Below are 22559 nucleotides of genomic sequence, written 5' to 3'. Positions count from 1 at the left end.
TTGCACCCGTAGTTGAAATCATACCGTCCCGGCCGGATCCGCGATCCGGCCCTCGTGTTCACACCGCGCGCCGCACAGTGCGTTAATCGTCGTCATCCCCAGCCACACGCCCAGCAGCGTGTCCGCTCCCGAAAAGTGCCCCAGGCTCAGCACCGCCGCCACCGCCGCCGATACCTCTTCAGGCGCCCGCAGCCCCAGCGCCAACGCATGCACCGGCGTGGCGAACACGCCCTGCTCGGCGTAACGCAGGTAGTGCGCGCTCACCAGCGTGGTCAGCGCGTCCAGCGGTGGCGTCTGGGCGAAAAACGGCGCCAGCCCGGCGACCTGAATGCGGCTGTCGAGGTGCGCGCTCAGCAGCAGGCCGAGCAAGGTGTCGTCGTTGCTCGGCGTCAGCCCGGGCCCCTTGCCCAGCGCCTGGCGCCAGTCGACCGTGCCGCCCCGCAGCCAACGGGAGAAATCCCGCACCAGCGCGGCCGGCTCCGGCGTTAACGGCTGCTTCACCAATCGGCCCAGCTCGCCGTGTAACCCGCACTGCGCCGTGCAGCGCTGCAATACCGCCGTCAGCGGCCGATCGGCAATGGCCGCGCGCGGTGTCAGCGCCAGATCCCGCGCCGCGGCGGCGGGCCGCACCAGGAGCCCATCCAACGTGATGCCTGCGGCGGAGAAGGCGCAGCGTCGTACAGACGGCACCGCACGCCGCACGCGATCGAAATCCCGCGCGCCGAGCTGCCACCCCATCGGGCTCAGGCCGCTGCCGGCGCGGTGCAGCGTCAGCAGCCGCGCGTTTTCCGTCAGGAAATTGATCGCGTTGTTGAAGCTGCCGACGCAGCGCAGCGCGCCGTAGTCTTGCGTCGCATGGCGGCTGCCGGCCAACGCGATAATGTCCATACGCCCCTCCGTTCGCTTACGCCGTGATGCCGAGCTTATCGGCCAGCGCTTCGATCGCTTTCTCGAAGCAGCCGAGCGGCGCGCGCACCGTGCCGGCGCCAATTTGCCCGACCCCGGCTTCGCGGTGGGCGATGCCGGTGTTGATCAGCGGCGTGATACCGGTTTCCACCACCCGGCGCGCATCCAGCCCCAGGCAGGCGCCCTGGAAGTCCCAGGTCGGGATCTGCAGCATCATGTTACGCTCGAGGTAGATCTCCGCCATTTCCTCGGAGATGTCGGTGGCGGCGCTCATGCCGCCGGAAGCCCCGACGAAGCGCGTCACGCCCGGTGCCGCGACCATCGCCGCGCCGCCAATGCCGAAAGTTTCGGTGATCGCGCTGTCGCCGATGTCCGGGTTGGCGTCCGCCTGGCTGAAGCCGGAGAAGAACAGCCCTTCCGGCGTATTGACGGGGGCGGTGAACCAACGATCGCCCATCCCGCTGATCTTGATGCCGAAGTTCTTGCCGTTGCGGGTCATTACCGTGACGATGGTGCCCTGCTCAATCTCCGCCCCGGCGTCCATCGCCGCCTTGCAGTAGGCCATCGCCAGATTGAGGAAGAACTGATCGGTGATGCTGAGGAACTGCATCACCTGCGCCAGCTCCGCCTTATCGCGCGGCAGCAGGCTAATCTCCGGCGCCAGCCTGCGCATCAGCAGCGCCGAGGCCGCGATATTGCGCTGGTGGAATTCGTCCCCCATGCTGATCGCCTGCGCCATCAGCGCGGTCAGATCGATCCCCTCCTCCAGCGTCGCCAGCACCGCTTTCAACACCGGGGCCAGCGAATCGCGCATCCAGCGCAGGCGCTGCTGCACATCCTCGCCGTAGGCGCCGAAGCGCATCACTTTGCCGATGCCTTCGTTCATGTTGCAGTAGGCGTAGTTGCCGTGAACGGTGTTCCTGACCACCACCATCGGCATATGGGCCGAGGTGATGCCGCCCATCGGCCCCACCGCGCTCACGCTGTGGCACGGGATGAATTCGATTTCCCCCTGCTCCAGCAGCGCCAGCGCCTGCTGCTCATCCTGCGCCCAGCCTTCGAACAGGCAGGCGCCGATGCAGGCGCCGCGCACCGGGCCGCTCATCTCTTGCCAGGTAACCGGCGGGCCGGCGTGCAGCAGCTTGCGCCCTTCGGCCAGCTGCGGGATCAAGCGGTGCGCCAGATCCACATCCTGCCAGAGCGGGCGCGCCTCGCGGATACGGGCGATAACGGCGGCGTTTGCTTGCTCAATCGTTGCGTACATAGCGGTTCCTTACTTTAATTTTTTCAAGATGTTGGCTAATCGTTGATCGCCACCAGCCACCGGCGCCCACTGGTAGTGCACCACCGGGATGTCGCTGGTTTGCAGGTCATCGGCGAAGCTGCGCAGCCCGGCGTTGATCACCGCGACGCCGTCCAGCAAGGCCGGCCGTTCGCGTTCAGGTGCGGGTAAGACGGGGGTAATCAGCTGGTGCGCCAGCGCGACCGCCGCCGGCAGCGACGGCATCACCGCGATGCCGGCTTCCTGCAGGGTGGCGATTTGCCGCGAGCGCTGCTGTGGATCCTGTTCGGTGCCGGTGACGGTGGCGATCGCCGCCAGCGGGTGGGCCGCGCCGCGCGCCGCGCGCACGTTGGCCACCTCGGCCGCCAGCGACCCCGCCGGATCGTCCTGAGCGCCGAAGCCGATCACCACGTCCAGCAGCAACACGCCGGTCTGCGGCTGCTGCGCCAGGCGGGCGATTTCTTGATTGCGGGCGGTCGGGTCAATCATCGGGTGCGGTCGCCCCTGGGTATAAAAGTCATCGCCCATGTCGATAATGCGATGGCCGTCGGCCACCAGCATGGCGCCGCGCGGGTGCTCGCTATCCACCGGCAGGGACAGTTTTTCCGCCAGCAACATCGCGCATTCGGCCGCCAGCGTGCCGCCGGCATACAGCCCGGCGATTTTGCCGCCGGGCACCGCGGGCTGTTGCGCCGCCTGTTGCTGCACGCAGCCCAGCATCGCCGCCAGCCGCGCCGCTTCATCCAGCGTGGCGGCGAACGTGATGTTGCCCTCCTGACGCACGGCGGACTGCGCGCCGAGGAACAACGCCACCACCGGCTTGCCGAGCGCTTTCATCTCGTCAATCACCCGCTGGCGCACCTCGGGTGCCGGCGGTTTGGACACGAACGCCAGCACCAGACTCTGCGGATCCGCCGCCAGCATGCGCAGCGCGCTGATGGCGCTGATGCCGCCGATCTCCGCCGTCAAATCCCGCCCGCCGAGGCCAATGGCGTGCGAGATGCCCTGGCCTGCCAGGGTAATTTGCGAAATCAGTTCCTGAATGCCGGTGCCGGAGGCGCCCACTACGCCGATAGATCCGGCGGGCGCCACGTTGGCGAATGCCAGCGGCGCGCCGGCGATGCAGGCGGTGCCGCAGTCCGGCCCCATCACGATCAGCCCGCGTTCGCGCGCCTTGGTTTTCAGCGCCACTTCCTGCGCCACGCTGACGTTGTCGGAGAACATCATCACGTTGCAGCCGTCTTCCAGCGCGCTATCCGCCAGCTCCGCCGCGTATTCGCCGGCGATCGAGATCAGCGCCAGATTGGCGGCGGGCAGCTTCTGCCTGGCGGTGCGCCAGCTGCGCGCCCGCAGCAGTTTTTTGCCGCCCTGGCTGCCCTGCGCAATCGCCTTGAGCGCCGTCTCCAGCGCCGCGCCGATCTCCTCGGCGATCGTCTCATCGGCGGACTCCGCCTTGATCGCCACGCAAATATCGTTCGGCGTCGCTTCGCTAAACTGCGGGTGCCAGAAACCGGTCACCTCCAATAAGGATTTATTGGCCGGTGTCCCCATCATGACGGATATTTCCTCGACCTTGGGAGATTCACTGAGTTTGCGGGAGATCAACATCAGGCTGACGGAATCCTGAAAGCTCCCCTTTTTAATAAAAGCATGGATCATGGTGATATCCTTAAGACAGCATTTAATAATATCGGCAATATTTCCCGCACCGGCGGCGCGGCGACGCATTGAATTCAGCGAAAAGGTTAATTATCAAGCTACAAATTAAAATCGTGTCCCGAGGTGAGTACGGTCACACTTTATCCATTGTTAGAAAAAATAACTTAATCGTCTGAATATTAGTTAATCCAGAAGGGAAATATCATTTATAAAAAAACTTCTAACAATGGCGATTTAATTCAACGAATTTTTAATCCAATCGGATAAAACGCATCTGGATCACATTATTCCCCCCCGGTATTTATACATTACAACGCAGAGGCGAATTAAATAAACCGTAGTGATAAAAGGACTGTATATGAAGGTCTCTAAACAACAATTACATCAGCTTATCCAGCAAAAAATTCACGCCGCCGGCCTGAGCCAGGAACACGCCGGCATCGTCGCCGACGTGCTGGTTCATGCCGATGCGCGCGGCATTCATTCTCACGGCGCGGTCAGGGTCGAATACTATTCCGAACGCATCAGCAAAGGCGGCACCAATAATCACCCGCATTTCACCTTTGAGAAAACCGGCCCCTGCAGCGCCATTTTCGACGGCGACAACGGCGCCGGGCACGTGGCGGCCAAGCTGAGCATGGATCGCGCCATTGAAATGGCGAAAGAGAACGGCGTGGCGGTGGTGGGCGTGCGCCGCATCGGCCACAGCGGGGCGCTGTCTTACTTCGTGCAGCAGGCGGCGCGCGCCGGCATGGTCGGCATTTCGCTGTGCCAGTCCGATCCGATGGTGGTGCCGTACGGCGGCGCCGAGGTCTACTACGGCACCAACCCCATCGCCTTCTCCGCGCCGGGCGAAGGCGACGAGCTGATTACCTTCGATATGGCCACCACCGTGCAGGCCTGGGGCAAAGTGCTGGACGCCCGCTCGCGCAACGCCGCCATCCCCGACACCTGGGCGGTGGACGCCGAGGGCAAGCACACCACCGATCCGTTCGCCGTCAGCGGGCTGCTGCCGATCGCCGGGCCGAAAGGCTACGGCCTGATGATGATGGTCGACGTGCTGTCGGGCATTTTGCTCGGCCTGCCGTTCGGCAAACACGTCAGCTCGATGTATCACGATCTCAGCGCCGGCCGGGAATTGGGCCAATTGCATATCGTCCTGAATCCGGGTTATTTCACCAACGAATCCGCATTCCGTAAAAATATCAGCCAGGTCATGAAAGAATTGAATGCCGTTAAGCCGGCGCCGGGCGTCAGCAAAGTGCTTTATCCGGGGCAGAACAGCCATGCGCGTGAAATGGAAAGCGAGAAAAACGGCATCGAAATCGTCGACGATATTTATCAATACTTAATTTCAAATGCTATTTACCAGCGTTCTTACGACCATAAAGATCCCTTCGCCAGTTAACGCACTCTTATTATCGTGGGCTTTTTACGCCGCGGCTCGCGGTTGATATTTCTGAGCCGGGGAGAAAAAAGAAAACCTTCATCAGCGCGCTCAGCGCAATAGGTCGGCCGGCGGCGAATAGCCTCCGCCCTGGCCGCATCGCCGCTGAGACACAACATGCGGGCAGGTAAACATGAAAGACTTCCAACAAGAAATCCGTGATATTTCCGGCTGGTTATCGAAAATCGGCGCCGACCCCAGCGGCGGCATGACGCGTCTGCTTTATACCCCGGAATGGATCGAAGCGCAGCACGCGCTGAAAACCACCTTCGAGGCCGCCGGGCTGAGCGCCCATTTTGATGCGGTCGGCAACCTGTTCGGCCGGCTGGAGGGAAGCAAATACCCCGACCAGGTGATTCTCTCCGGTTCGCACATCGACACGGTGGTCAACGGCGGCAACCTCGACGGCCAGTTCGGTATCGAAGCCGCCTTCATGGCGATCAAACACCTCAAAGACACCTACGGCCCGCCGCTGCGCAGCCTGGAAGTCATCGCACTGGCGGAAGAAGAAGGCAGCCGCTTCCCTTATGTATTCTGGGGCAGCAAGAACATCGTCGGCCTGGCCCGGCGGGAAGACGTGCAGCACATTACGGACGCCAAAGGGGTCGGCTTCGTCAACGCCATGCACGATGCCGGTTTCGATTTCCCCCCGCCGCATCAGCCGCTGCGCAGCGACATCGCGGCCTTCGTCGAGATCCACATCGAGCAGGGCAAGGTGCTGGAAACCGAAGGCAAAACCATCGGCGTGGTGACCAGCATCGTTGGCCAACGGCGTTATGACGTGCGGCTGCAGGGCGAAGCCAACCACGCCGGCACCACCCCGATGAGCTACCGCCGGGATACCGTGCACGCCTTCAGCCGCATCTGCTGCGAATCGATCGCCAAGGCGCGCGCCGAGGGCGATCCGCTGGTGCTGACCTTCGGCAAGGTGGAGCCGAAGCCGAACACCGTCAACGTGGTGCCGGGCTTCACCCACTTCACCCTCGACTGCCGCCACACCGATCAGGCCGCGCTGCTGCGCTTCACGCAGGAGATCGAGCAGGATATCCAGCGCATCTGCGCCGAGATGGGCATCGAGGCCGAGATCGATCTGTGGATGGACGAAGCGCCGATCCCGATGAACGAACAGCTGGTGGCCTGCGTCAGCCGCCTGTGCGAAACGCAGCGGCTGAATTACCGCATGATGCACAGCGGCGCCGGACACGACTCGCAAATCTTCGCCCCGCGCGTGCCGACGGTGATGATGTTCGTGCCGAGCATCGCCGGCATCAGCCATAACCCGGCGGAAAAAACCGCCGTCGCCGATTTAAACGAAGGGGTGAAAATCCTGGCGCAGACGCTGTATCAGCTGGCCTACACCGAACAGGGGGCCGAGGCATGAGCAACGACATCGACCCGCGCTACTGGAAAAAGATCGTCGTCGTGCTCTGTCTGGGCTGGGCGGTGATCTGGATCTATCGCACCGTCCTGACGCCGATCTTCCCCGAGATCCAACAAACCATCGGCGCGCACTCCAATGCGGAAATGGGGCTGATCGCCAGCTTCTACTTTTTCGCCTACACCGGGATGCAGATCCCGGCAGGCATCCTGGTGGACAAATTCGGCAAGAAGGTGGTGCTGATCCCGGGCTTCTGCCTGTTCATCATCGCCACGCTGCTGATCGGCAACGCCACCAGCCTGACCATGGTCTATGCCGGCAGCCTGCTGGCGGGCATGGGCTGCGGCTCTTACTACGGCTCGGCCTACTCCCTGTCGTCGGAGAATATCCCGCTGGAACGCCGTGGCCTGGCAACCGCGGTGATCAACAGCGGCTCGGCGCTCGGCATGGCCATCGGCCTGATCGCCTCCAGCCTGCTGGTGAAAAGCTTCAACATGAACTGGCAGATCATGCTGTTCATCATCACCGGCCTGCTGGTAGTGATGACGCTGGTGTTCGCCGTGGTCATCAAAGGCTCGCAGCCTCAAGCCGCGGCGGCCGTCAGCCAGACCGTTGCGCCGACGGCTGCCGAGCCCGAGGAGGACGGCCAGCCCAGCGGCCTGTTCAGCCTGCGCATGATCTCCGCCTACGCGATGTACTTCGCCACCTGCTACGGCTACTACATGATAGTCACCTGGCTGCCCTCGTTCCTGCAGCAAGAGCGCGGCTTTGAAGGGGTGGCCATCGGCTTCTCCTCCGCCCTGGTGGCGTTCGCGTCGGTGCCGGGCGCGCTGTTCTTCAGCCGCATGTCCGACCGTTTCCGCAACAAGAAGGTGCAGCTGATCATTTTCCTCGAGCTGTGCGCGGCGGTGATGCTGGTTTGCACCGTCATTTCGCCGGACTCCACCATGCTGCTGATCAGCCTGATCCTGTACGGGTTGCTGGGCAAGCTGGCGGTCGATCCGATCATGATCTCCTTCGTCGCCGACAACGCGCCGAAGAAAGGCTATGGCACCAGCTTCGGCGTGTTCAACTTCTTCGGCATGTCCTCGTCGGTGATCGCCCCCTTCCTGACCGGCGTGATCTCCGACAGCACCGGCTCCAAGGTGATGGGGTTTTACATCTCCGCCGCCATCCTGCTGGTGGGCACCGCCATTTTCTTCACCGTCAACGTCTTGATGAAACGCACTACGCCAACCCGAACGGCCACCGAGGCCTGACGGCGCTTTTTTACCGGGCGCCGCCGCGGCGCCCTTTCAACGATCAGGAGAATCAACGTGGGTTACTTCAACAATCAAACCGGATATCCAACCGACATTCTGTCAACGCGCGCCATCATCAAACGCGGCAACTATGCGCTGATCCCGCCGAACGGCCTGGTGCGCAACGTCATTCCCGGTTTTGAAAACTGCGACGTCACCATCTTGTCGACGCCGAAACTGGGCGCCACCTTCGTCGATTATCTGGTAACGCTGCACGACTGCGGCCGCAACACCAAAGGCTTTGGCGGCGAAGAGATCGAAACCTTCGTGTACGTCATCGACGGCGCCATCACCGCTTCCGCCGACGCCACCGACTACCCGCTGACCGCCGGCGGCTATCTTTACTGCCCGGCGGGCGTCACCCTGCGGCTGGAAAACGCCAACGGCGGCCAATCCAGCCGCCTGTTCCTCTACAAGCGCCGCTACCAGCGCATCAAGGGTTACGAGGCGCACGTGGTCAGCAACAACGTCGCCAACCTGGAAAAGATCCACTACGAAGGCATGAGCGAGGTGATCCTGCAGGATCTGCTGCCGAAAGATCTGGGCTTCGACATGAATATGCACATCCTCTCCTTCGCCCCCGGCGCCAGCCACGGCTACATCGAGACCCACGTGCAGGAGCATGGCGCCTACATTCTCAGCGGCGCCGGTGTGTACAACCTGGACAATGAATGGATGCCGGTGAAGCAAGGCGACTATATCTTCATGGGTGCCTATGTGCAGCAGGCGGGCTATGCGGTGGGCCAGGAAACCTTCAGCTACATCTACTCCAAGGACTGCAACCGCGACGTCGAGCCGTAAGCGCTTCGCCGCCAAAACCAAGGCCACCTGCTCGCGCAGCGTGGCCTTCTTTTTTATCCCAATCGCCGGCCGATGCGCATCGCGCGGGCGACGTTGGCGGCGCTGCGCTGCAGGTTGAGCTCCCCTTGCGACAGCGCGGCCTCCAGCGCACTCAGGCGCGGCAGAATGCTGAACATCGCGTCTATTCCCTGCGCGTGCAGCGCCTCCGCCCCTTCCTCCACCACGCCGGCCAGCGCGATGACCGGCAAACCGCGCGCCCGCGCCAGACGGGCGACGCCGGACAGCGCCTTGCCGCCCAGCGTTTGGCTGTCGATGCGCCCTTCGCCGGTGATCAGCAGATCGGCCTCCGCCAGCGCCTGCTCCAGGCCCAGCGCCGCCATCACGATCTCGATACCCGGCTTCAGCGTTGCGCCGAGAAACACCTGGCAGGCGATCCCCATGCCACCCGCCGCCCCGCCGCCGGCGACGTGCCGCACGTCGTGACCGGTACTCTGGCGGATCACCTCAGCATACTGCGTCAGGCCCTGTTCCAACTGCGCCACCATCGCCGCCGTCGCACCCTTCTGCGGCCCGAACACCGCCGCCGCGCCGCGCGGCCCCACCAGCGGATTGTCTACGTCGCAGGCGACCTCGATCCGGCACTGCCGCAGGCGTGCGTCCAGCGCGGAGAGATCGATGCCGCTCAGCGTCGCCAGGTCGCCGCCGCCCCACGGCAGCGCCTTGCCGTCCGGGCGGTAGAAGCGCCCGCCCAGCGCCTGCACCATGCCGACGCCGCCATCCACCGTGGCGCTGCCGCCGATGCCGAGGATCAGGTGGCGAATGCCCTGATCCAACGCATGCCGGATCAGTTCACCGGTGCCGTAGCTGGTCGCCAGCAGCGGGTTACGGCGCGCCGCCGGCGTCAGCATCAATCCGCTGGCCGCCGCCATTTCGATCAGCGCCGTCTTGCCGTCGCCGCTGATGCCGTAAAACGCCGCCACCCGTTCCCCCAGCGGCCCCGTCGCCGATACCGTCACCTTGCGCCCGCCGGTGGCGGCCACCAGCGCGTCCACCGTGCCTTCGCCGCCGTCGGCGATCGGCAGGCAGACGCACTCGGCATCGGGATAAACCTCGTGGAAGCCGCGCGCGATCGCCCGCGCCGCCCGTTCTGCGCTGACGCTTTCTTTAAATGAATCCGGTGCAATAACAATTTTCATGCTGCCTCCTTTATTCGAGACGAAATAAAAATGGCCATGCCTTCCCCCGCTGAAATAATCAGATGAGAAATGCATGGCGAAATAAAATAAAACTGTTGCCGACTATTTAATGAAGATGAAGGGAAGCGTTATTTATTGACCCATTTCGCCGGCACGCTGTAGGTTAATATCGCCCCCAGTATCATCATCGTCGACAAGACGCACATCGCCGCCAAATTGCTGTGGGTCAGCTGTTTGAAATAGCCGATGATATAAGGCGAAATAAAACCGCCGATGTTGGCGATGGAATTGATGAGCGCAATGCCCGCCGCGGCGCAGGTGCCGGTAAAGATGGCGTTCGGCAGGCTCCAGAACAGCGGCGAGGGCACCAGGCTCGACGCCACCGCCACGCACAGCGCCGCCATCACCACGTGCTTGTTGTCCGGGAACAGGCCGATGAAGATCAGCGACACCGCGGCGATGCAGAACGGCACGATGATGTGCCAGCGCCGCTCGCGATGCTTGTCCGAACTGCGCGCGGCCGCCAGCATCGCCACCACCGCCAGCATGTACGGCAGCATGGTCAGCAGGCCGATATCCATCACCGAGGTCACGCCGGTGTCGCGAATGATGGTCGGCACCCAAAACGCCAGCCCGCCCTGGCCCATCACGGTGCAGAAGCAAATCAGCCACATTTTGGTGAACGCGGACGATCTCAGCATGCTTTTCATCGTCCACTCCTGCCCGCCGGCGGCACCCTGGCGCGGCGCGCTCTGCGCCATATCCTCTTTGATCAGCGCCTTCTCCTGCGGGCTGAGCCACTTGGCGCTCTGATAGGTGTTATCCAGGAAACAGAAGATGACGATGGCGATCAGCAGCGCGCGCGGGCCGCTGATAAAGAACAGCCACTGCCAGCCGGAGAGATTCATCAGGCCGTTCATGTGCTCGATGATCCACCCGCACAGCGGGCCGCCGATGATGTTGCTGACCGGGATACCGCACACGAACAGCGCGGTCATCTTGGCGCGCTGGCTGGACGGGAACCACAGCGTCAGATAGAGGATCACGCCGGGGTAGAAGCCGGCCTCCGCCAGCCCCAGCAGGAAACGCGCCAGGTAGAATTGCCAGGGGTTGGTGATAAAGATGCTCAGCATCGAAATCGCCCCCCACACCACCATCAGCAGCGCGATGATCTTTCTGGCGCCGTAGCGGCTCAGCAGAATATTACTGGGTACCCCGGCGATGATATAGCCGATGAAAAACACCCCGGCGCCCAGCCCGTAAACGGCTTCGGCCATCGAGACATTGCCGTTCAGAATATCGGGCATCATTTGAAATTTCGAAAACGAAATGCCAACCCGATCGAGATAACCGACGATATAGCTCACTAATAAAATTGGCATAATGCGCCAGGCGATTTTTCGATATAAACGGTTTTTGTCAGGGGCGGTAAGAATATCTTTATCAATAACAGCATTATCGGTTGCCATATTCAGTGTCTCCTCGGTTGGCATCCTGCTTTTTACTTTTTATTGTGCTGAATCATTTTTTATTGGATTGGCGGGGACCCTCTTTATTTATCATAAAGAGGGCGTTATTAATGTCGAACATCTCTGATTCTAACGATAAGCCGGCAAATCAAATGCCGGGGGTGCTCTTAGCCGGCCACCCGGTGGTTGCCCATGATTTCCAGCGCCCGCACCAGCGCGGAATGATCCAGTTCGCCGTCGCCATTGGCGGCGCAGACGTTGAACAACTCCTGGCAGGTGGCGGTATTCGGCAGGCTGAGCGCCAGCGCCTTCGCGCCCTGCAGCGCCAGATTAAGATCCTTCTGGTGCAGCGAGATGCGGAACCCTGGCGCGAACGCCCGCTTGATCATCCGCTCACCGTGCACCTCCAGAATGCGCGACGAGGCGAAACCGCCCATCAGGGCTTCGCGCACCCGGGCCGGATCGGCGCCGGCGCGCGAGGCGAACACCAGCGCCTCGGAGACCGCTTCGATGGTCAACGCCACGATGATCTGGTTGGCGACCTTGCAGGTTTGCCCGTCGCCGTTGCCGCCGATCAGCGTGATGTTCTTGCCCATCAGCGCCAGCAGCGGCTGCACCCGTTCGAAGGTCGCTTCCTCGCCCCCCACCATGATGGTCAGCGTGCCCTGTTTGGCGCCCACTTCGCCGCCGGAAACCGGTGCGTCCAGATACTGGGCGCCCAGCTGGTTGATGCGCTGCGCGAACCGCTTGGTCTCCAGCGGTGAAATGGAGCTCATGTCCACCACCACTTTGCCGTTCAGCTTGCCGGCGGCGCAGCCGCGTTCACCGAACAGCACCTCCTCCACCTGCGGCGTATCCGGCACCATGATAAAGATCACGTCCGCCTCATCCGCCACCTGCTGCGGATCGCCGCAGGCGATGGCCCCTTGCTGCAACAGCACCGCCGGCACCTGATGCCGGGTATGGGCGTAAAGCGTGTGCCCGCCCGCCAGCAGCTTTTCCGCCATCGGCGCGCCCATGATGCCCAGACCGATAAATCCCACTTTCATTTTCATCTCCTCAAGACAGGTATTTTTTAATCCATGACAGGCCGCTTTCCGTGGTGGTGAGCGGTTTGTATTCACAGCCGATCCAGCCGCGGTAACCCATGCGATCCAGCTGCGCGAAGATAAACTCGCAGTTGATTTCGCCGGTGCCCGGCTCGTGCCGCCCCGGGTTGTCGGCGACCTGAACGTGGTCGATCTTCGCCAGCAGGCGCTCAAGGGTCTGCGTCAGCTCTCCCTCCATGCGCTGCATGTGGTAAAGGTCGTACTGCAGATACAGGTTGGGGCTGCCGATCGTTTCGATCAGTTCGATCGCCTGCCGGGAGGTTTGCAGGTAGAACTGCGGCATGTCGTAGCGGTTGATCGGTTCGATCAGCAGGCGGATATTCTGCCGCGCCAGGGTGTCGGCGGCGTAGCTCAGGTTCTCTTTCACCCGTTCGTCGGTGGCGTGGCGGCCGACGGCGGGATCCGAATTGCCGATCAGGCAGTTGATGCGATCGCAGCCCAGCGCCTGCGCATACTCGATCGCGCGCCCGACGCCGTCGCGGAACTCCGCTTCGCGCCCCGGCAAGCAGGCGATGCCCCGTTCGCCCGCCGCCCAGTCGCCGGCCGGCAGGTTGAACAGCACCTGGCTCAGGCGATGCGCCTCCAGTTCGCTGCGCAGCGCGGCGATCGGGTAGTCATAGGGAAACATGTATTCCACCGCGCTGAAGCCCTGCTCCTTCGCCCGGCGGAAGCGCTGCATGAAATCGACTTCGGTGAACAGCATGGACAGGTTGGCTGAAAATTTCGGCATGGTAAGGCTCCTCAACGATAAACAAAGAAGTTGACCGAGGTCGGCGCGTCTTCCGGCGTTGCCGCCACCGGTTCGAACTCGTTGACGTTATCCAGCTCGGTGCCCATGGAAATATTGGTGACGCGCTCCAGGATGATTTCCACCACCACCGGCACCCGGTGCTGCTGCATCAGTTCCTGGGCCTGACGGAACGCCGGCGCGATCTCTTCCGGTTTGAACACCCTCAGCGCCTTGCAGCCCAGCCCTTCCGCCACCTTGACGTGATCGACGCCATACTCGCCAATCTCCGCATTGTTGATGTTTTCAAACGACAGCTGCACGCAGTAATCCATATCGAACCCGCGCTGCGCCTGCCGGATCAGCCCCAGGTAGGCGTTGTTCACCAGCACGTGGATATAGGGCAGCTTGAACTGCGCGCCGACCGCCAGCTCTTCGATCATGAACTGGAAATCATAGTCGCCCGACAGCGCGATCACCTTGCGCAGCGGATCGGCGGCGCACACGCCCAGCGCCGCAGGCAACGTCCAGCCCAGCGGGCCGGCCTGGCCGGCGTTGATCCAGTGACGCGGCTCGAAAACGTGCAGCATTTGCGCGGCGGCGATCTGCGACAGCCCGATGGTGGTGACGTAGCAGGCGTCGCGGCCGAAGGCACGGTTCATCTCTTCATACACCCGCTGCGGCTTGACCGGCACGTTGTCGAAGTGGGTCTTGCGCAGCAGCGTTTGCTTGCGCTGCAGACAGGCGGCGCACCAGGCGTCGCGATTCGGCAACTCGCCGCGCTCGAAGCGGCGCTTTGCCGTGTCCACCAGCATTTGCAGCGCGATGCGCGCGTCGGAAACGATGCCCAGATCCGGGCAGATCACCCGGCCAATCTGCGTCGGCTCGATATCGATGTGCACCACCTTGCGCCCGGCGGTGTACTTGTCCACCGAGCCGGTGTGGCGGTTGGCCCAGCGGTTGCCGATGCCGAACACCAGATCCGAATCCAGCAGGTTGGCGTTGCCGTAGCGATGCGAGGTTTGCAGGCCCGCCATGCCCGCCATCAGCGGGTGATCGTCCGGAATGGCGCCCCAGCCCATCAGCGTCGGGATCACCGGCACGTTGCAGATCTCCGCCAGCTGCTGCAGCAGATCCGCCGCATCGGCGTTGTGAATGCCGCCGCCGGCGATGATCAGCGGCTTTTTCGCCGCGCACAGCAGATCCAGCGCTTTGTCGATCTGCATCTGGGTGGCCGCCGGCTTATAGGCGGGCAGCGAAGAGTAGGTGTCCGGATCGAACTCGATCTCCGCCATCTGCACGTCGAACGGCAGGTCGATCAACACCGGGCCCGGCCGGCCGGAGCGCATCAGGTGGAACGCCTGCTGCAGCACACGCGGCACCAGCGCCGGCTCCTGCACGGTGACCGCCATCTTGGTCACCGGCTTGGCGATCGATTCGATGTCTACCGCCTGAAAATCTTCTTTGTGCAAACGCGCACGCGGCGCCTGGCCGGTGATGCACAGAATCGGGATCGAGTCGGCGGAGGCGGAGTAAAGGCCGGTGATCATGTCGGTGCCCGCCGGGCCGGAGGTGCCGATGCACACGCCGATATTGCCGGCGGCGGCGCGGGTGTAGCCTTCCGCCATGTGCGAGGCCCCTTCCACGTGCCGCGCCAGGTAGTGTTTGATGCCGCCGTGCCGCCGCATCGCATCGTAGAACGGGTTGATCGCCGCGCCGGGCACGCCGAACGCGGTGGTGATCCCTTCTTTTTCCAGCACGTGCATTGCCGCGTCTACCGCTCGCATAATTGCCATGTGATGCTCTCCTTAATTTATTGGAAAATTTTTCCAACTTAAAATTACGCTCAAAAAAACCCGTTTGCTCATCAAACGGGGAGTCTTGCTCCGCGCCGGTTCAGCCCGGCGCGCGACGTTTACGCCTTGCTGCGCGATTCGCCCAGCGCGGCACTGATGTCTCTGGCCACTTCACCCACCAGTTCGCCCAGCTCCTTGAACCGCTCCTTGCCGACCCGCGAACTGGGCCCGGAGATGGAGATGGCGGCGATCACGTTGTTGTTGCGATCGAAAATCGCCGAAGCCAGGCAGTTCAGGCCGAGCGCGTGCTCTTCATCGTCGATGGTGTAGCCCTGTTCCAGCGACTGATGCAGATCCTTGCGCAGCAGGTTCACGCTGGTCAGCGTCTTCGGCGTATAGGATTGCAGCCCCGAACGCACGATCAGATCCAGCATCTCCTCTTCCGCCAGCGGGTACAGCAGCGCCTTGCCGGCGCCCGAGGCGTGCAGCGGCAAACGGCTGCCCAGCGGCGCGCACATGCGCACCATCGCCTGGCACTCGCATTGGCGAATCAGCACCGCGTCGAAATTGTTGCGGATCGCCAGGTTGGCGGTCTCGCCGGACAGCAGCATCAGCCGGCGCATGAACGGCCCAGCCACCGATACCACGTCGCGATCGTTCATGTAAGCGGAACCGACGGTGAACGACTGAATGCCGATATGCCACCAGCCCAGCTGTGGATCCTGAAAGACGAATTCCGATTTCTCCAGCACTTTCAACAACCTGAAGGTGGTGGAAAGCGGCAGTTCCAGCTTTTCGGACAGCACGGAAACCGACGAACTCCCCCCGGCGTTGGCCAGGTACTGGAGGATCTCCAGCCCGCGATCCAACGCCTGCGCTCCTTTGGTGGCGCCGGCTTCAGTGGCGGGTCGTCCTTTCCTGCGTAATTCGGTCATTCAAGCTTCCTTTGTCAGTGACGGCATGGGTGACGCTATGATAAACGCCCAGCGCGGCGTGCGGCCAGCGCTATGCCAAAACTATGCGATACGGCTCCGGCAAGCGGCTGACCACGCAGTTGTCGGCGCCCGCGCGGTCGATGGTGAAAAAGTCGGTGACCTTCGCATAGGCGAACAGCGGGTGGTGCCAGACATTGCGATGATAGTTGATCCCCTGTTTGCCGTTGGTGATAAAGGCGCGCAGGGTGCCGACGGGGATGGTTTCGCCCGGTTCGGCGACGATCACCACGAAGCGTTCGCCGTTCATCGGCACAAAGGCCTGCGACGAGAGCGGATGCTTTTCCAACAGGGAAAAGGTCATCGGCAGATCGCAGGGTTCCGCCCGGTTGATGCTGGCCAGCACCCGGTTGCCGTCGGACACCTCTATCCTGGCGAGATCGTGATAACGCTCGGTTTTCCCGTCATTGATATGAAAGAAACGCGAGCCCTCTATCTGCAATACATCGCCATAAGGCGCAAAGGCCGCCGGCGTTAATTCTTCGATGACTAAATCCATGTGATTCTCCCAAGCGCATGACCCAGACGACGATTGAACGGCGATATTTCACCCAACGCCTTCACTCTAGACAGCGCGTGGTGAATTTGACAGCATTTTTTTGGAAAATTTTTCCACAACAAGATCACCCGCACACTTTATGATCGAAGAACAATATTAGTTGCCTTAAATCAATGAATTAAAAAACCGCCTGATTCATCATCGCGCAAAATGGGGCGGCACGCGTTCATCGCTGTCAGGTGATTCTGTGACCGGGATCGTGGGGTTGCGCTTTGCCGCTGCCTATCGCGCCGCAACATCAGTAGATTCTTCTCATCGATAACCGAAAAGGCGGTGTCAGCCAAGGACCCCTCATGCTGGATCACGAAACCATTCGTTCGTTTATCAAGGTTGCCGAGTGCCAAAGTTTCTCGCGCGCGGCAGAATTGCTGCATAAAACCACCGCCACCATCAGCTACCGCATCAAAACGCTGGAAGAGAGCATCGGCACGCAGCTGTTTATCCGCACCACCCGCACCGTCAACCTGACGCCGGCCGGAGAATATTTGCTGGAACGCTGCCGCCAGTGGCACACCTGGCTGGACGCCATGCCGGGCGAGCTGCGGCAAATCAACGACGGCGTAGAGCATCAGGTGAATATCGTGATCAACAACCTGCTGTACGACGCCGCCGCCGTAGCCGGGCTGTTAACTCACCTGCACGACAAATACCCGTTCACCCAATTCCACATTTCCCGCCAAGTGTACATGGGCGTGTGGGACGCGCTGCTGAATGAGGATTGCCATCTGGCGATCGGCGCGGCGGGCAACGAATCGCTGGAAAACAGCATCAAGGTGCTGCCGCTGGGCAAAATAGAGTGGGTGTTCGCCATCGCGCCGACGCACCCGCTGGCCGCCGCCGCCGATCCGCTGAACGAAACGCAGCTGCGCCCTTACGCCGCGATCAACGTCGAAGATACCGCACGCCATTTGGCCAAGCGCACCGCCTGGCTGCTGTCGGGCCAGCATGAAATCAAGGTGCCGGATCTGCGCACCAAGCTGGAGTGCCATCTGCGCGGTCTCGGGATCGGTTTCCTTCCGCGCCGGCTGTGCCAAACTTATCTGGAGAGCGGCGAGTTGGTGGCCAAACAGCTCAAATACCCGCGCCAGTCTTCTCCCCTGTCGCTGGCCTGGTCCGATGCTCGCGGCGGCGAAGCGGTGCGTACCCTTATCAACCTGTTCCAGACGCGGGATCCGCTGATCGCGGGTTTGATCGGCGCTCTGGATTAAGTCTCGGTATCGGTAGGCATTTTTCCGGCGCTGACGTAATATCTGTTTACATATGTCTGACAGGAGGTTTGCATGCTTACTTTTATCCCCATCGTGATCGTCGTCGCGCTGATTGTGGTGTTCGCCGGCGTCAAAATTGTGCCGCAGGGGTTCCAATGGACGGTAGAACGCTTCGGCCGCTACACCAAAACGCTGATGCCGGGCCTGAACCTGGTGGTGCCGTTCATGGACCGCATCGGCCGTAAAATCAACATGATGGAACAGGTGCTGGACATTCCCTCGCAGGAGGTGATTTCCCGCGATAACGCCAACGTCGCCATCGACGCGGTGTGCTTTATCCAGGTGGTCGATCCGGCTCGCGCCGCCTACGAGGTCAGCAACCTCGAACAGGCGATCGTCAACCTGACCATGACCAACTTCCGCACCGTGCTCGGCTCGATGGAGCTGGACGAAATGCTGTCACAGCGCGACAGCATCAACAGCCGCCTGCTGCACATCGTCGATGAAGCGACCAATCCGTGGGGGGTGAAAATCACTCGTATCGAGATCCGCGACGTGCGGCCACCGGCGGAACTGATCGCCTCGATGAACGCCCAGATGAAGGCCGAACGGACCAAGCGCGCCGACATCCTGGAGGCGGAAGGGGTGCGTCAGGCGGCCATTCTGCGCGCCGAGGGGGAGAAACAGTCGCAGATCCTGAAGGCCGAGGGCGAACGCCAGTCGGCATTTCTGCAGGCCGAAGCGCGTGAACGCGCCGCCGAGGCCGAGGCGCGCGCCACCCAGCTGGTGTCCGACGCCATCGCCAGCGGCAACATTCAGGCGGTGAACTACTTCGTGGCGCAGAAATACACCGACGCGCTGCAGAAGATCGGTTCCTCCAACAACAGCAAGGTGGTGATGATGCCGCTGGACGCCAGCAGCCTGCTCGGCTCTATCGGCGGCATTACCGAGCTGCTGAAAGAAAGCAAAGGCAAATAATCATGCTTGAACTGATCGCGGCGAATCCGCTGTGGTTTTGGCTCTCCCTCGGGGGCGTGTTGCTGGCGGCGGAAATGCTCGGCGCCGGCGGCTACCTGCTGTGGAGCGGCGTGGCGGCGCTGTTGGTCGGCGTGCTGATCTGGCTGCTGCCGCCGCTTTCCTGGGCGTGGCAGGGCATGATCTTCGCCGTCCTGACCGTCGTCGTCGCCTACCTGTGGTGGTACTGGCTGCGCCGGCGCCCGGCGGCCGCATCCGGCGGTTCGCCGGTGCTCAACCAGCGCAACCGCCAGTTGATCGGCACCCGCGCCACGCTGACGGAGCCGATGCACAACGGCATGGGGCGCATCAATATCGGCGACAGCAGCTGGCGCGCGCAGGCGGCGGAAGATCTGCCCGCCGGCACCGAAGTGGAAGTGGTGGCGGTGGAAGGGGTCACGCTGGTGATCCGCGCCATCGGCCTCTAATTAGAACGACAGCATCCCGCCAGGTTGTTGATGATGGGGCACTCCGCCCCCTCGTCGCCCGGGCATTGGTCGGCCAGCGTCACCAGGCGCTGGCGCATTTCGCCCAGTTCGCTGATGTGCCTGTCGATCTCCGCCACCTTCTGCAGCGTGCGCGCCTTCACGTCGGCGCTGTGTCGGGCCGGATCGTTGAACAACGCCACCAGCTCGCGGCACTCGTCCAGGTTGAACCCCACCTGCCGCGCCTGGCGCAGCAGCGTTAGCTCTTCAACGTGCCTGGCGGAATAATGGCGGTAACCGTTATCGCTGCGGATCGGGGCGGTAATCAGCGCTTTCTCTTCATAAAAACGAATCGTTTTGCTGGTTAACCCGGTTTTTTTCGCGACGTCGCTAATATTCATTTTCCCTCCTTGACCTTACCCTTGCTGGAAGGTTTAAGCTCCATTCTTAGTGAAAACAGGTCAGGCGGTCAACCTTTAAACACCGTCTTTTAAGCAAGGAGTTCAATCATGTCACACACCACTATGCTGGCATTGCAGGGGCTGTCCTGCATGAACTGCGCGCAGCGGGTGAAAAAAGCCCTGGAAAGCCGCAGCGATGTCGAACAGGCGGACGTTAACGTGCATTACGCCAAAGTGACCGGCGACGCACCGGACAGCGCGCTGATCGACAGCGTGATCGCCGCCGGTTATCAGGCCGAAGTCGCGCCGCACGCCGATACCGAACTGCAGCTGAGCGGCCTGAGCTGCATGCACTGCGTCGGCACCACCCGCAAAGCGCTGGAAGCGGTGCCGGGCGTGTTCGCCGCCGACGTCGCTATCGACAGCGCGAAAGTGTACGGCGATGCCGATCCGCAGGCGCTGATCGCCGCGGTGAAAGATGCCGGTTATCACGCCGGCGTAGCGGGCGCCGTCGCCCCAAAAACTGAGCCGTTGACTGACGCAACACCTTCGTTGCCGGACGTTCAGCCAGCGGCGCAATCTCCCCTTCCGGCAACCGACGGCGCGGACGACAGCGTACAGCTGCTGCTCAGCGGCATGACCTGCGCCAGCTGCGTCAATAAAGTGCAGCAGGCGCTGCAAAGCGTTCCCGGCGTTGAGCACGCGCGCGTCAACCTGGCGGAACGCAGCGCGCTGGTGACCGGCGCCGCCGATGCGCAGGCGCTGGTGGCGGCGGTGGAAAAAGCCGGCTACGGCGCCGAAATGATTCAGGACGAGACCGAACGCCGCGAGCGCCAACAGCAGACCGCACGCGCCAACATGAAGCGCTTTAGCTGGCAGGCGGCGCTGGGTCTGGCGTTGGGTATCCCGCTGATGGCCTGGGGGCTGTTCGGCGGCAGCATGACGCTGACGCCGGAAACCCAGCGCCCCTGGCTGCTGGTCGGCGTCATCACCCTGGCGGTGATGGTGTTCGCCGGCGGGCACTTCTACCGCAACGCCTGGCGCGCGCTGATGAACGGCAGCGCCACCATGGATACCCTGGTGGCGCTCGGCACCGGCGCCGCCTGGCTCTATTCGATCGCCGTCAACATCTGGCCCGATTTCTTCCCGATGGAGGCGCGCCACCTCTATTACGAGGCCAGCGCGATGATCATCGGTTTGATCAACCTCGGCCATGCGCTGGAGCAGCGTGCTCGCCAGCGTTCTTCGCAGGCGCTGGAACGGCTGCTGGATCTGACGCCGCCTACCGCACGGCTGGTGACCGACGACGGCGAGCGCGATATCCCGCTGGCGGAGGTGCAGCTCGGCATGACGCTGCGGCTGACCACCGGCGATCGCGTGCCGGTCGACGGTGAAATCGTGCAGGGCGAAGTCTGGCTCGATGAAGCGATGCTGACCGGCGAAGCGGTGCCGCAGCAGAAAGGTCCCGGCGATACGGTGCATGCCGGGACGGTGGTCGACGACGGCAGCGTGCTGTTCCGCGCCGCCGCCATCGGCAGCCAAACCACGCTGGCGCGCATCATCAAACTGGTGCGCCAGGCGCAGAGCAGTAAACCGGCGATTGGCCAACTGGCCGATCGCGTCTCGGCGGTGTTCGTGCCGGCGGTGGTGGCGATCGCCCTGTTCAGCGCGGCGATGTGGTACTTCTTCGGCCCGCAGCCGCAGCTGGTCTACACGTTGGTGATCGCCACCACGGTGCTGATCATCGCCTGCCCGTGCGCATTGGGATTGGCGACGCCGATGTCGATCATCTCCGGCGTGGGCCGCGCGGCGGAGTTTGGCGTGCTGGTACGCGACGCCGACGCCCTGCAGCAGGCCAGCCAGCTGGACACCCTGGTGTTCGACAAAACCGGCACCCTGACCGAAGGGAAGCCGCAGGTGGTGGAGATCCTGACCTTCAATCAGGTCAGCGAACGGCAGGCGATCGGCTGGGCCGCCGCGCTGGAGCAAGGCTCCAATCACCCGCTGGCGCGCGCCATCATGGAACGTGCCGCTGGGCAAACGCTGCCTCAGGTGGCGCAGTTCCGCACCCTGCGCGGCGCTGGCGTCAGCGGGGAGATCGACGGCGTGCAGTTGCTGCTGGGCAACGCCGCGCTGCTGGAGCAGCATCAGGTTGCGACCGCCGAACTGGAAGCGCCGATGCGCGCCCAGGCCGAACGCGGCGTGACACCGGTGCTGCTGGCCGTTAACGGTAAACCGGCCGCGCTGTTCGCCATTCGCGATCCGCTGCGCGAAGACAGCGTCGCGGCGCTGCAGCGCCTGCACCAGCAGGGGTATCAGCTGGTGATGCTGACCGGCGACAACCCGGTGACCGCCAACGCCATCGCCAAAGAGGCCGGTATCGATCGGGTGATTGCCGGGGTGCTGCCGGACGGCAAAGCGGCAGCGATCAAGCAGCTGCAGGCGCAGGGCCAGCGCGTGGCGATGGTCGGCGACGGCATCAACGACGCCCCGGCGCTGGCGCAGGCCGACGTGGGCATCGCGATGGGCGGCGGCAGCGACATCGCCATCGAGACCGCCGCCATCACCCTGATGCGCCACAGCCTGCACGGCGTAGCGGATGCGGTGGAACTGTCGAAGGCCACGCTGCGCAACATGAAGCAGAACCTGTTCGGCGCCTTTATCTACAATACGCTGGGCATCCCGATCGCCGCCGGCGTGCTCTACCCGCTGACCGGCACGCTGCTCAGCCCGGTGGTGGCGGGCGCGGCGATGGCGCTGTCGTCGATTACCGTGGTCAGCAACGCCAACCGGCTGCTGCGTTTTAAACCCAGGAAGTGATCTCAGGGGCGCCGTCATGGCGCCCCGCCGTTTTCCGGGCTTTCCTGCGCGGCGGATAGCGTTTAGCAT

19 protein-coding genes are annotated in these 22559 nt (G+C 62.7%); 8 read left to right on the top strand and 11 right to left on the bottom strand.

The features are described from left to right. Positions 1-18: 18 nt before the first annotated feature. From ACK3CV_RS06020 to ACK3CV_RS06010, 3 genes are read right to left on the bottom strand one after another with little or no spacing between them, the layout of a single operon-like run. Complete coding sequence (locus ACK3CV_RS06020; RefSeq protein ID WP_164141142.1) at positions 19-888, bottom strand: oxamate carbamoyltransferase subunit AllH family protein; 870 nt, start codon at positions 886-888, stop codon at positions 19-21. Between the two features lie 16 nt (positions 889-904). Further along, positions 905-2170 carry a YlbE family protein gene (locus ACK3CV_RS06015; protein WP_164141144.1) on the bottom strand — a complete coding sequence of 422 codons (1266 nt, stop codon included), beginning with the start codon at positions 2168-2170 and terminating at the stop codon, positions 905-907. A gap of 9 nt (positions 2171-2179) precedes the next feature. Further along, positions 2180-3847, bottom strand: coding sequence for an acyl-CoA synthetase FdrA (locus ACK3CV_RS06010; RefSeq protein WP_164141146.1), 1668 nt, complete (start codon positions 3845-3847; stop codon positions 2180-2182). Between the two features lie 358 nt (positions 3848-4205). Here ACK3CV_RS06010 and allD point away from each other — a divergent pair, with 358 nt between their 5' ends. The 4 genes from allD to allE all read left to right on the top strand — a co-directional run bounded on the left by allD (position 4206) and on the right by allE (position 8774). Beyond that, complete coding sequence (allD, locus tag ACK3CV_RS06005) at positions 4206-5255, top strand: ureidoglycolate dehydrogenase (protein ID WP_015376901.1); 1050 nt, start codon at positions 4206-4208, stop codon at positions 5253-5255. Between the two features lie 172 nt (positions 5256-5427). Further along, complete coding sequence (gene allC, locus ACK3CV_RS06000; RefSeq protein ID WP_060426379.1) at positions 5428-6675, top strand: allantoate deiminase; 1248 nt, start codon at positions 5428-5430, stop codon at positions 6673-6675. After that, positions 6672-7931: an MFS transporter gene (locus tag ACK3CV_RS05995; protein ID WP_033653227.1), complete on the top strand. Its 1260-nt coding sequence runs from the start codon at positions 6672-6674 to the stop codon at positions 7929-7931. Before allC ends, ACK3CV_RS05995 begins: the two co-directional genes overlap by 4 nt. 57 nt (positions 7932-7988) lie before the next feature. After that, the gene (allE, locus tag ACK3CV_RS05990) at positions 7989-8774 is read left to right on the top strand and encodes a (S)-ureidoglycine aminohydrolase (RefSeq protein ID WP_033637377.1); all 786 of its coding nucleotides are present in this window, start codon (positions 7989-7991) and stop codon (positions 8772-8774) included. 53 nt (positions 8775-8827) lie between these two features. On the opposite strand, the gene ACK3CV_RS05985 is transcribed toward allE, so the two are convergent. From ACK3CV_RS05985 to ACK3CV_RS05955, 7 genes are all read right to left on the bottom strand, one after another. Beyond that, positions 8828-9970: a glycerate kinase gene (locus ACK3CV_RS05985; protein ID WP_164141148.1), complete on the bottom strand. Its 1143-nt coding sequence runs from the start codon at positions 9968-9970 to the stop codon at positions 8828-8830. A gap of 128 nt (positions 9971-10098) precedes the next feature. Beyond that, positions 10099-11352, bottom strand: coding sequence for an MFS transporter (locus ACK3CV_RS05980; protein ID WP_223915619.1), 1254 nt, complete (start codon positions 11350-11352; stop codon positions 10099-10101). Positions 11353-11606: 254 nt separating this feature from the next. Continuing rightward, the gene (glxR, locus tag ACK3CV_RS05975; RefSeq protein WP_164141150.1) at positions 11607-12488 is read right to left on the bottom strand and encodes a 2-hydroxy-3-oxopropionate reductase; all 882 of its coding nucleotides are present in this window, start codon (positions 12486-12488) and stop codon (positions 11607-11609) included. 10 nt (positions 12489-12498) lie between these two features. Continuing rightward, the gene (gene hyi / locus ACK3CV_RS05970) at positions 12499-13278 is read right to left on the bottom strand and encodes a hydroxypyruvate isomerase (RefSeq protein WP_164141152.1); all 780 of its coding nucleotides are present in this window, start codon (positions 13276-13278) and stop codon (positions 12499-12501) included. Positions 13279-13289: 11 nt separating this feature from the next. Then, positions 13290-15071 carry a glyoxylate carboligase gene (gene gcl / locus ACK3CV_RS05965; protein ID WP_164141154.1) on the bottom strand — a complete coding sequence of 594 codons (1782 nt, stop codon included), beginning with the start codon at positions 15069-15071 and terminating at the stop codon, positions 13290-13292. Between the two features lie 119 nt (positions 15072-15190). After that, positions 15191-16006 (bottom strand): HTH-type transcriptional repressor AllR, encoded by an 816-nt coding sequence (gene allR, locus ACK3CV_RS05960; protein ID WP_015376892.1) that lies wholly within the window; start codon positions 16004-16006, stop codon positions 15191-15193. A 70-nt stretch (positions 16007-16076) separates the two neighbouring features. Continuing rightward, positions 16077-16562, bottom strand: coding sequence for an ureidoglycolate lyase (locus tag ACK3CV_RS05955; RefSeq protein ID WP_033653231.1), 486 nt, complete (start codon positions 16560-16562; stop codon positions 16077-16079). 353 nt (positions 16563-16915) lie between these two features. On the opposite strand from ACK3CV_RS05955, the gene allS reads away from it, so the two are divergent. The 3 genes from allS to ACK3CV_RS05940 all read left to right on the top strand — a co-directional run bounded on the left by allS (position 16916) and on the right by ACK3CV_RS05940 (position 19272). Further along, positions 16916-17830, top strand: coding sequence for an HTH-type transcriptional activator AllS (allS, locus tag ACK3CV_RS05950; RefSeq protein WP_033637370.1), 915 nt, complete (start codon positions 16916-16918; stop codon positions 17828-17830). Positions 17831-17902: 72 nt separating this feature from the next. Continuing rightward, positions 17903-18808, top strand: coding sequence for an SPFH domain-containing protein (locus ACK3CV_RS05945; protein WP_004940203.1), 906 nt, complete (start codon positions 17903-17905; stop codon positions 18806-18808). Between the two features lie 2 nt (positions 18809-18810). Then, positions 18811-19272 (top strand): NfeD family protein, encoded by a 462-nt coding sequence (locus ACK3CV_RS05940; RefSeq protein ID WP_489009814.1) that lies wholly within the window; start codon positions 18811-18813, stop codon positions 19270-19272. Here the strand turns inward: ACK3CV_RS05940 and cueR are convergent. After that, complete coding sequence (gene cueR, locus ACK3CV_RS05935; protein WP_033637368.1) at positions 19269-19670, bottom strand: Cu(I)-responsive transcriptional regulator; 402 nt, start codon at positions 19668-19670, stop codon at positions 19269-19271. The two genes, ACK3CV_RS05940 and cueR, sit on opposite strands and share 4 nt — an antisense overlap. A 108-nt stretch (positions 19671-19778) precedes the next feature. Between cueR and copA the strand changes: the two genes are divergently transcribed. Next, positions 19779-22490 carry a copper-exporting P-type ATPase CopA gene (copA, locus tag ACK3CV_RS05930; protein ID WP_164141156.1) on the top strand — a complete coding sequence of 904 codons (2712 nt, stop codon included), beginning with the start codon at positions 19779-19781 and terminating at the stop codon, positions 22488-22490. The last annotated feature ends 69 nt before the right edge of the window (positions 22491-22559 follow it).

It is taken from the genome of Serratia sp. TSO36 (genome assembly GCF_057808395.1).
This window is presented reverse-complemented; position numbering and strand designations above follow the sequence as displayed.

What these genes read in the sequence shown, in the direction of transcription:
- ACK3CV_RS05955 (WP_033653231.1), bottom strand. Translation starts at nt 16,562, where the DNA reads ATGGATTTAGTCATCGAAGAATTAACGCCGGCGGCCTTTGCGCCTTAT.
- allD (WP_015376901.1), top strand. Translation starts at nt 4,206, where the DNA reads ATGAAGGTCTCTAAACAACAATTACATCAGCTTATCCAGCAAAAAATT.
- allR (WP_015376892.1), bottom strand. Translation starts at nt 16,006, where the DNA reads ATGACCGAATTACGCAGGAAAGGACGACCCGCCACTGAAGCCGGCGCC.
- ACK3CV_RS05940 (WP_489009814.1), top strand. Translation starts at nt 18,811, where the DNA reads ATGCTTGAACTGATCGCGGCGAATCCGCTGTGGTTTTGGCTCTCCCTC.
- ACK3CV_RS06010 (WP_164141146.1), bottom strand. Translation starts at nt 3,847, where the DNA reads ATGATCCATGCTTTTATTAAAAAGGGGAGCTTTCAGGATTCCGTCAGC.
- copA (WP_164141156.1), top strand. Translation starts at nt 19,779, where the DNA reads ATGTCACACACCACTATGCTGGCATTGCAGGGGCTGTCCTGCATGAAC.
- gcl (WP_164141154.1), bottom strand. Translation starts at nt 15,071, where the DNA reads ATGGCAATTATGCGAGCGGTAGACGCGGCAATGCACGTGCTGGAAAAA.
- ACK3CV_RS05980 (WP_223915619.1), bottom strand. Translation starts at nt 11,352, where the DNA reads ATGCCAATTTTATTAGTGAGCTATATCGTCGGTTATCTCGATCGGGTT.
- ACK3CV_RS06020 (WP_164141142.1), bottom strand. Translation starts at nt 888, where the DNA reads ATGGACATTATCGCGTTGGCCGGCAGCCGCCATGCGACGCAAGACTAC.
- ACK3CV_RS05995 (WP_033653227.1), top strand. Translation starts at nt 6,672, where the DNA reads ATGAGCAACGACATCGACCCGCGCTACTGGAAAAAGATCGTCGTCGTG.
- ACK3CV_RS05945 (WP_004940203.1), top strand. Translation starts at nt 17,903, where the DNA reads ATGCTTACTTTTATCCCCATCGTGATCGTCGTCGCGCTGATTGTGGTG.
- hyi (WP_164141152.1), bottom strand. Translation starts at nt 13,278, where the DNA reads ATGCCGAAATTTTCAGCCAACCTGTCCATGCTGTTCACCGAAGTCGAT.
- allC (WP_060426379.1), top strand. Translation starts at nt 5,428, where the DNA reads ATGAAAGACTTCCAACAAGAAATCCGTGATATTTCCGGCTGGTTATCG.
- ACK3CV_RS05985 (WP_164141148.1), bottom strand. Translation starts at nt 9,970, where the DNA reads ATGAAAATTGTTATTGCACCGGATTCATTTAAAGAAAGCGTCAGCGCA.
- allS (WP_033637370.1), top strand. Translation starts at nt 16,916, where the DNA reads ATGCTGGATCACGAAACCATTCGTTCGTTTATCAAGGTTGCCGAGTGC.
- cueR (WP_033637368.1), bottom strand. Translation starts at nt 19,670, where the DNA reads ATGAATATTAGCGACGTCGCGAAAAAAACCGGGTTAACCAGCAAAACG.
- glxR (WP_164141150.1), bottom strand. Translation starts at nt 12,488, where the DNA reads ATGAAAGTGGGATTTATCGGTCTGGGCATCATGGGCGCGCCGATGGCG.
- ACK3CV_RS06015 (WP_164141144.1), bottom strand. Translation starts at nt 2,170, where the DNA reads ATGTACGCAACGATTGAGCAAGCAAACGCCGCCGTTATCGCCCGTATC.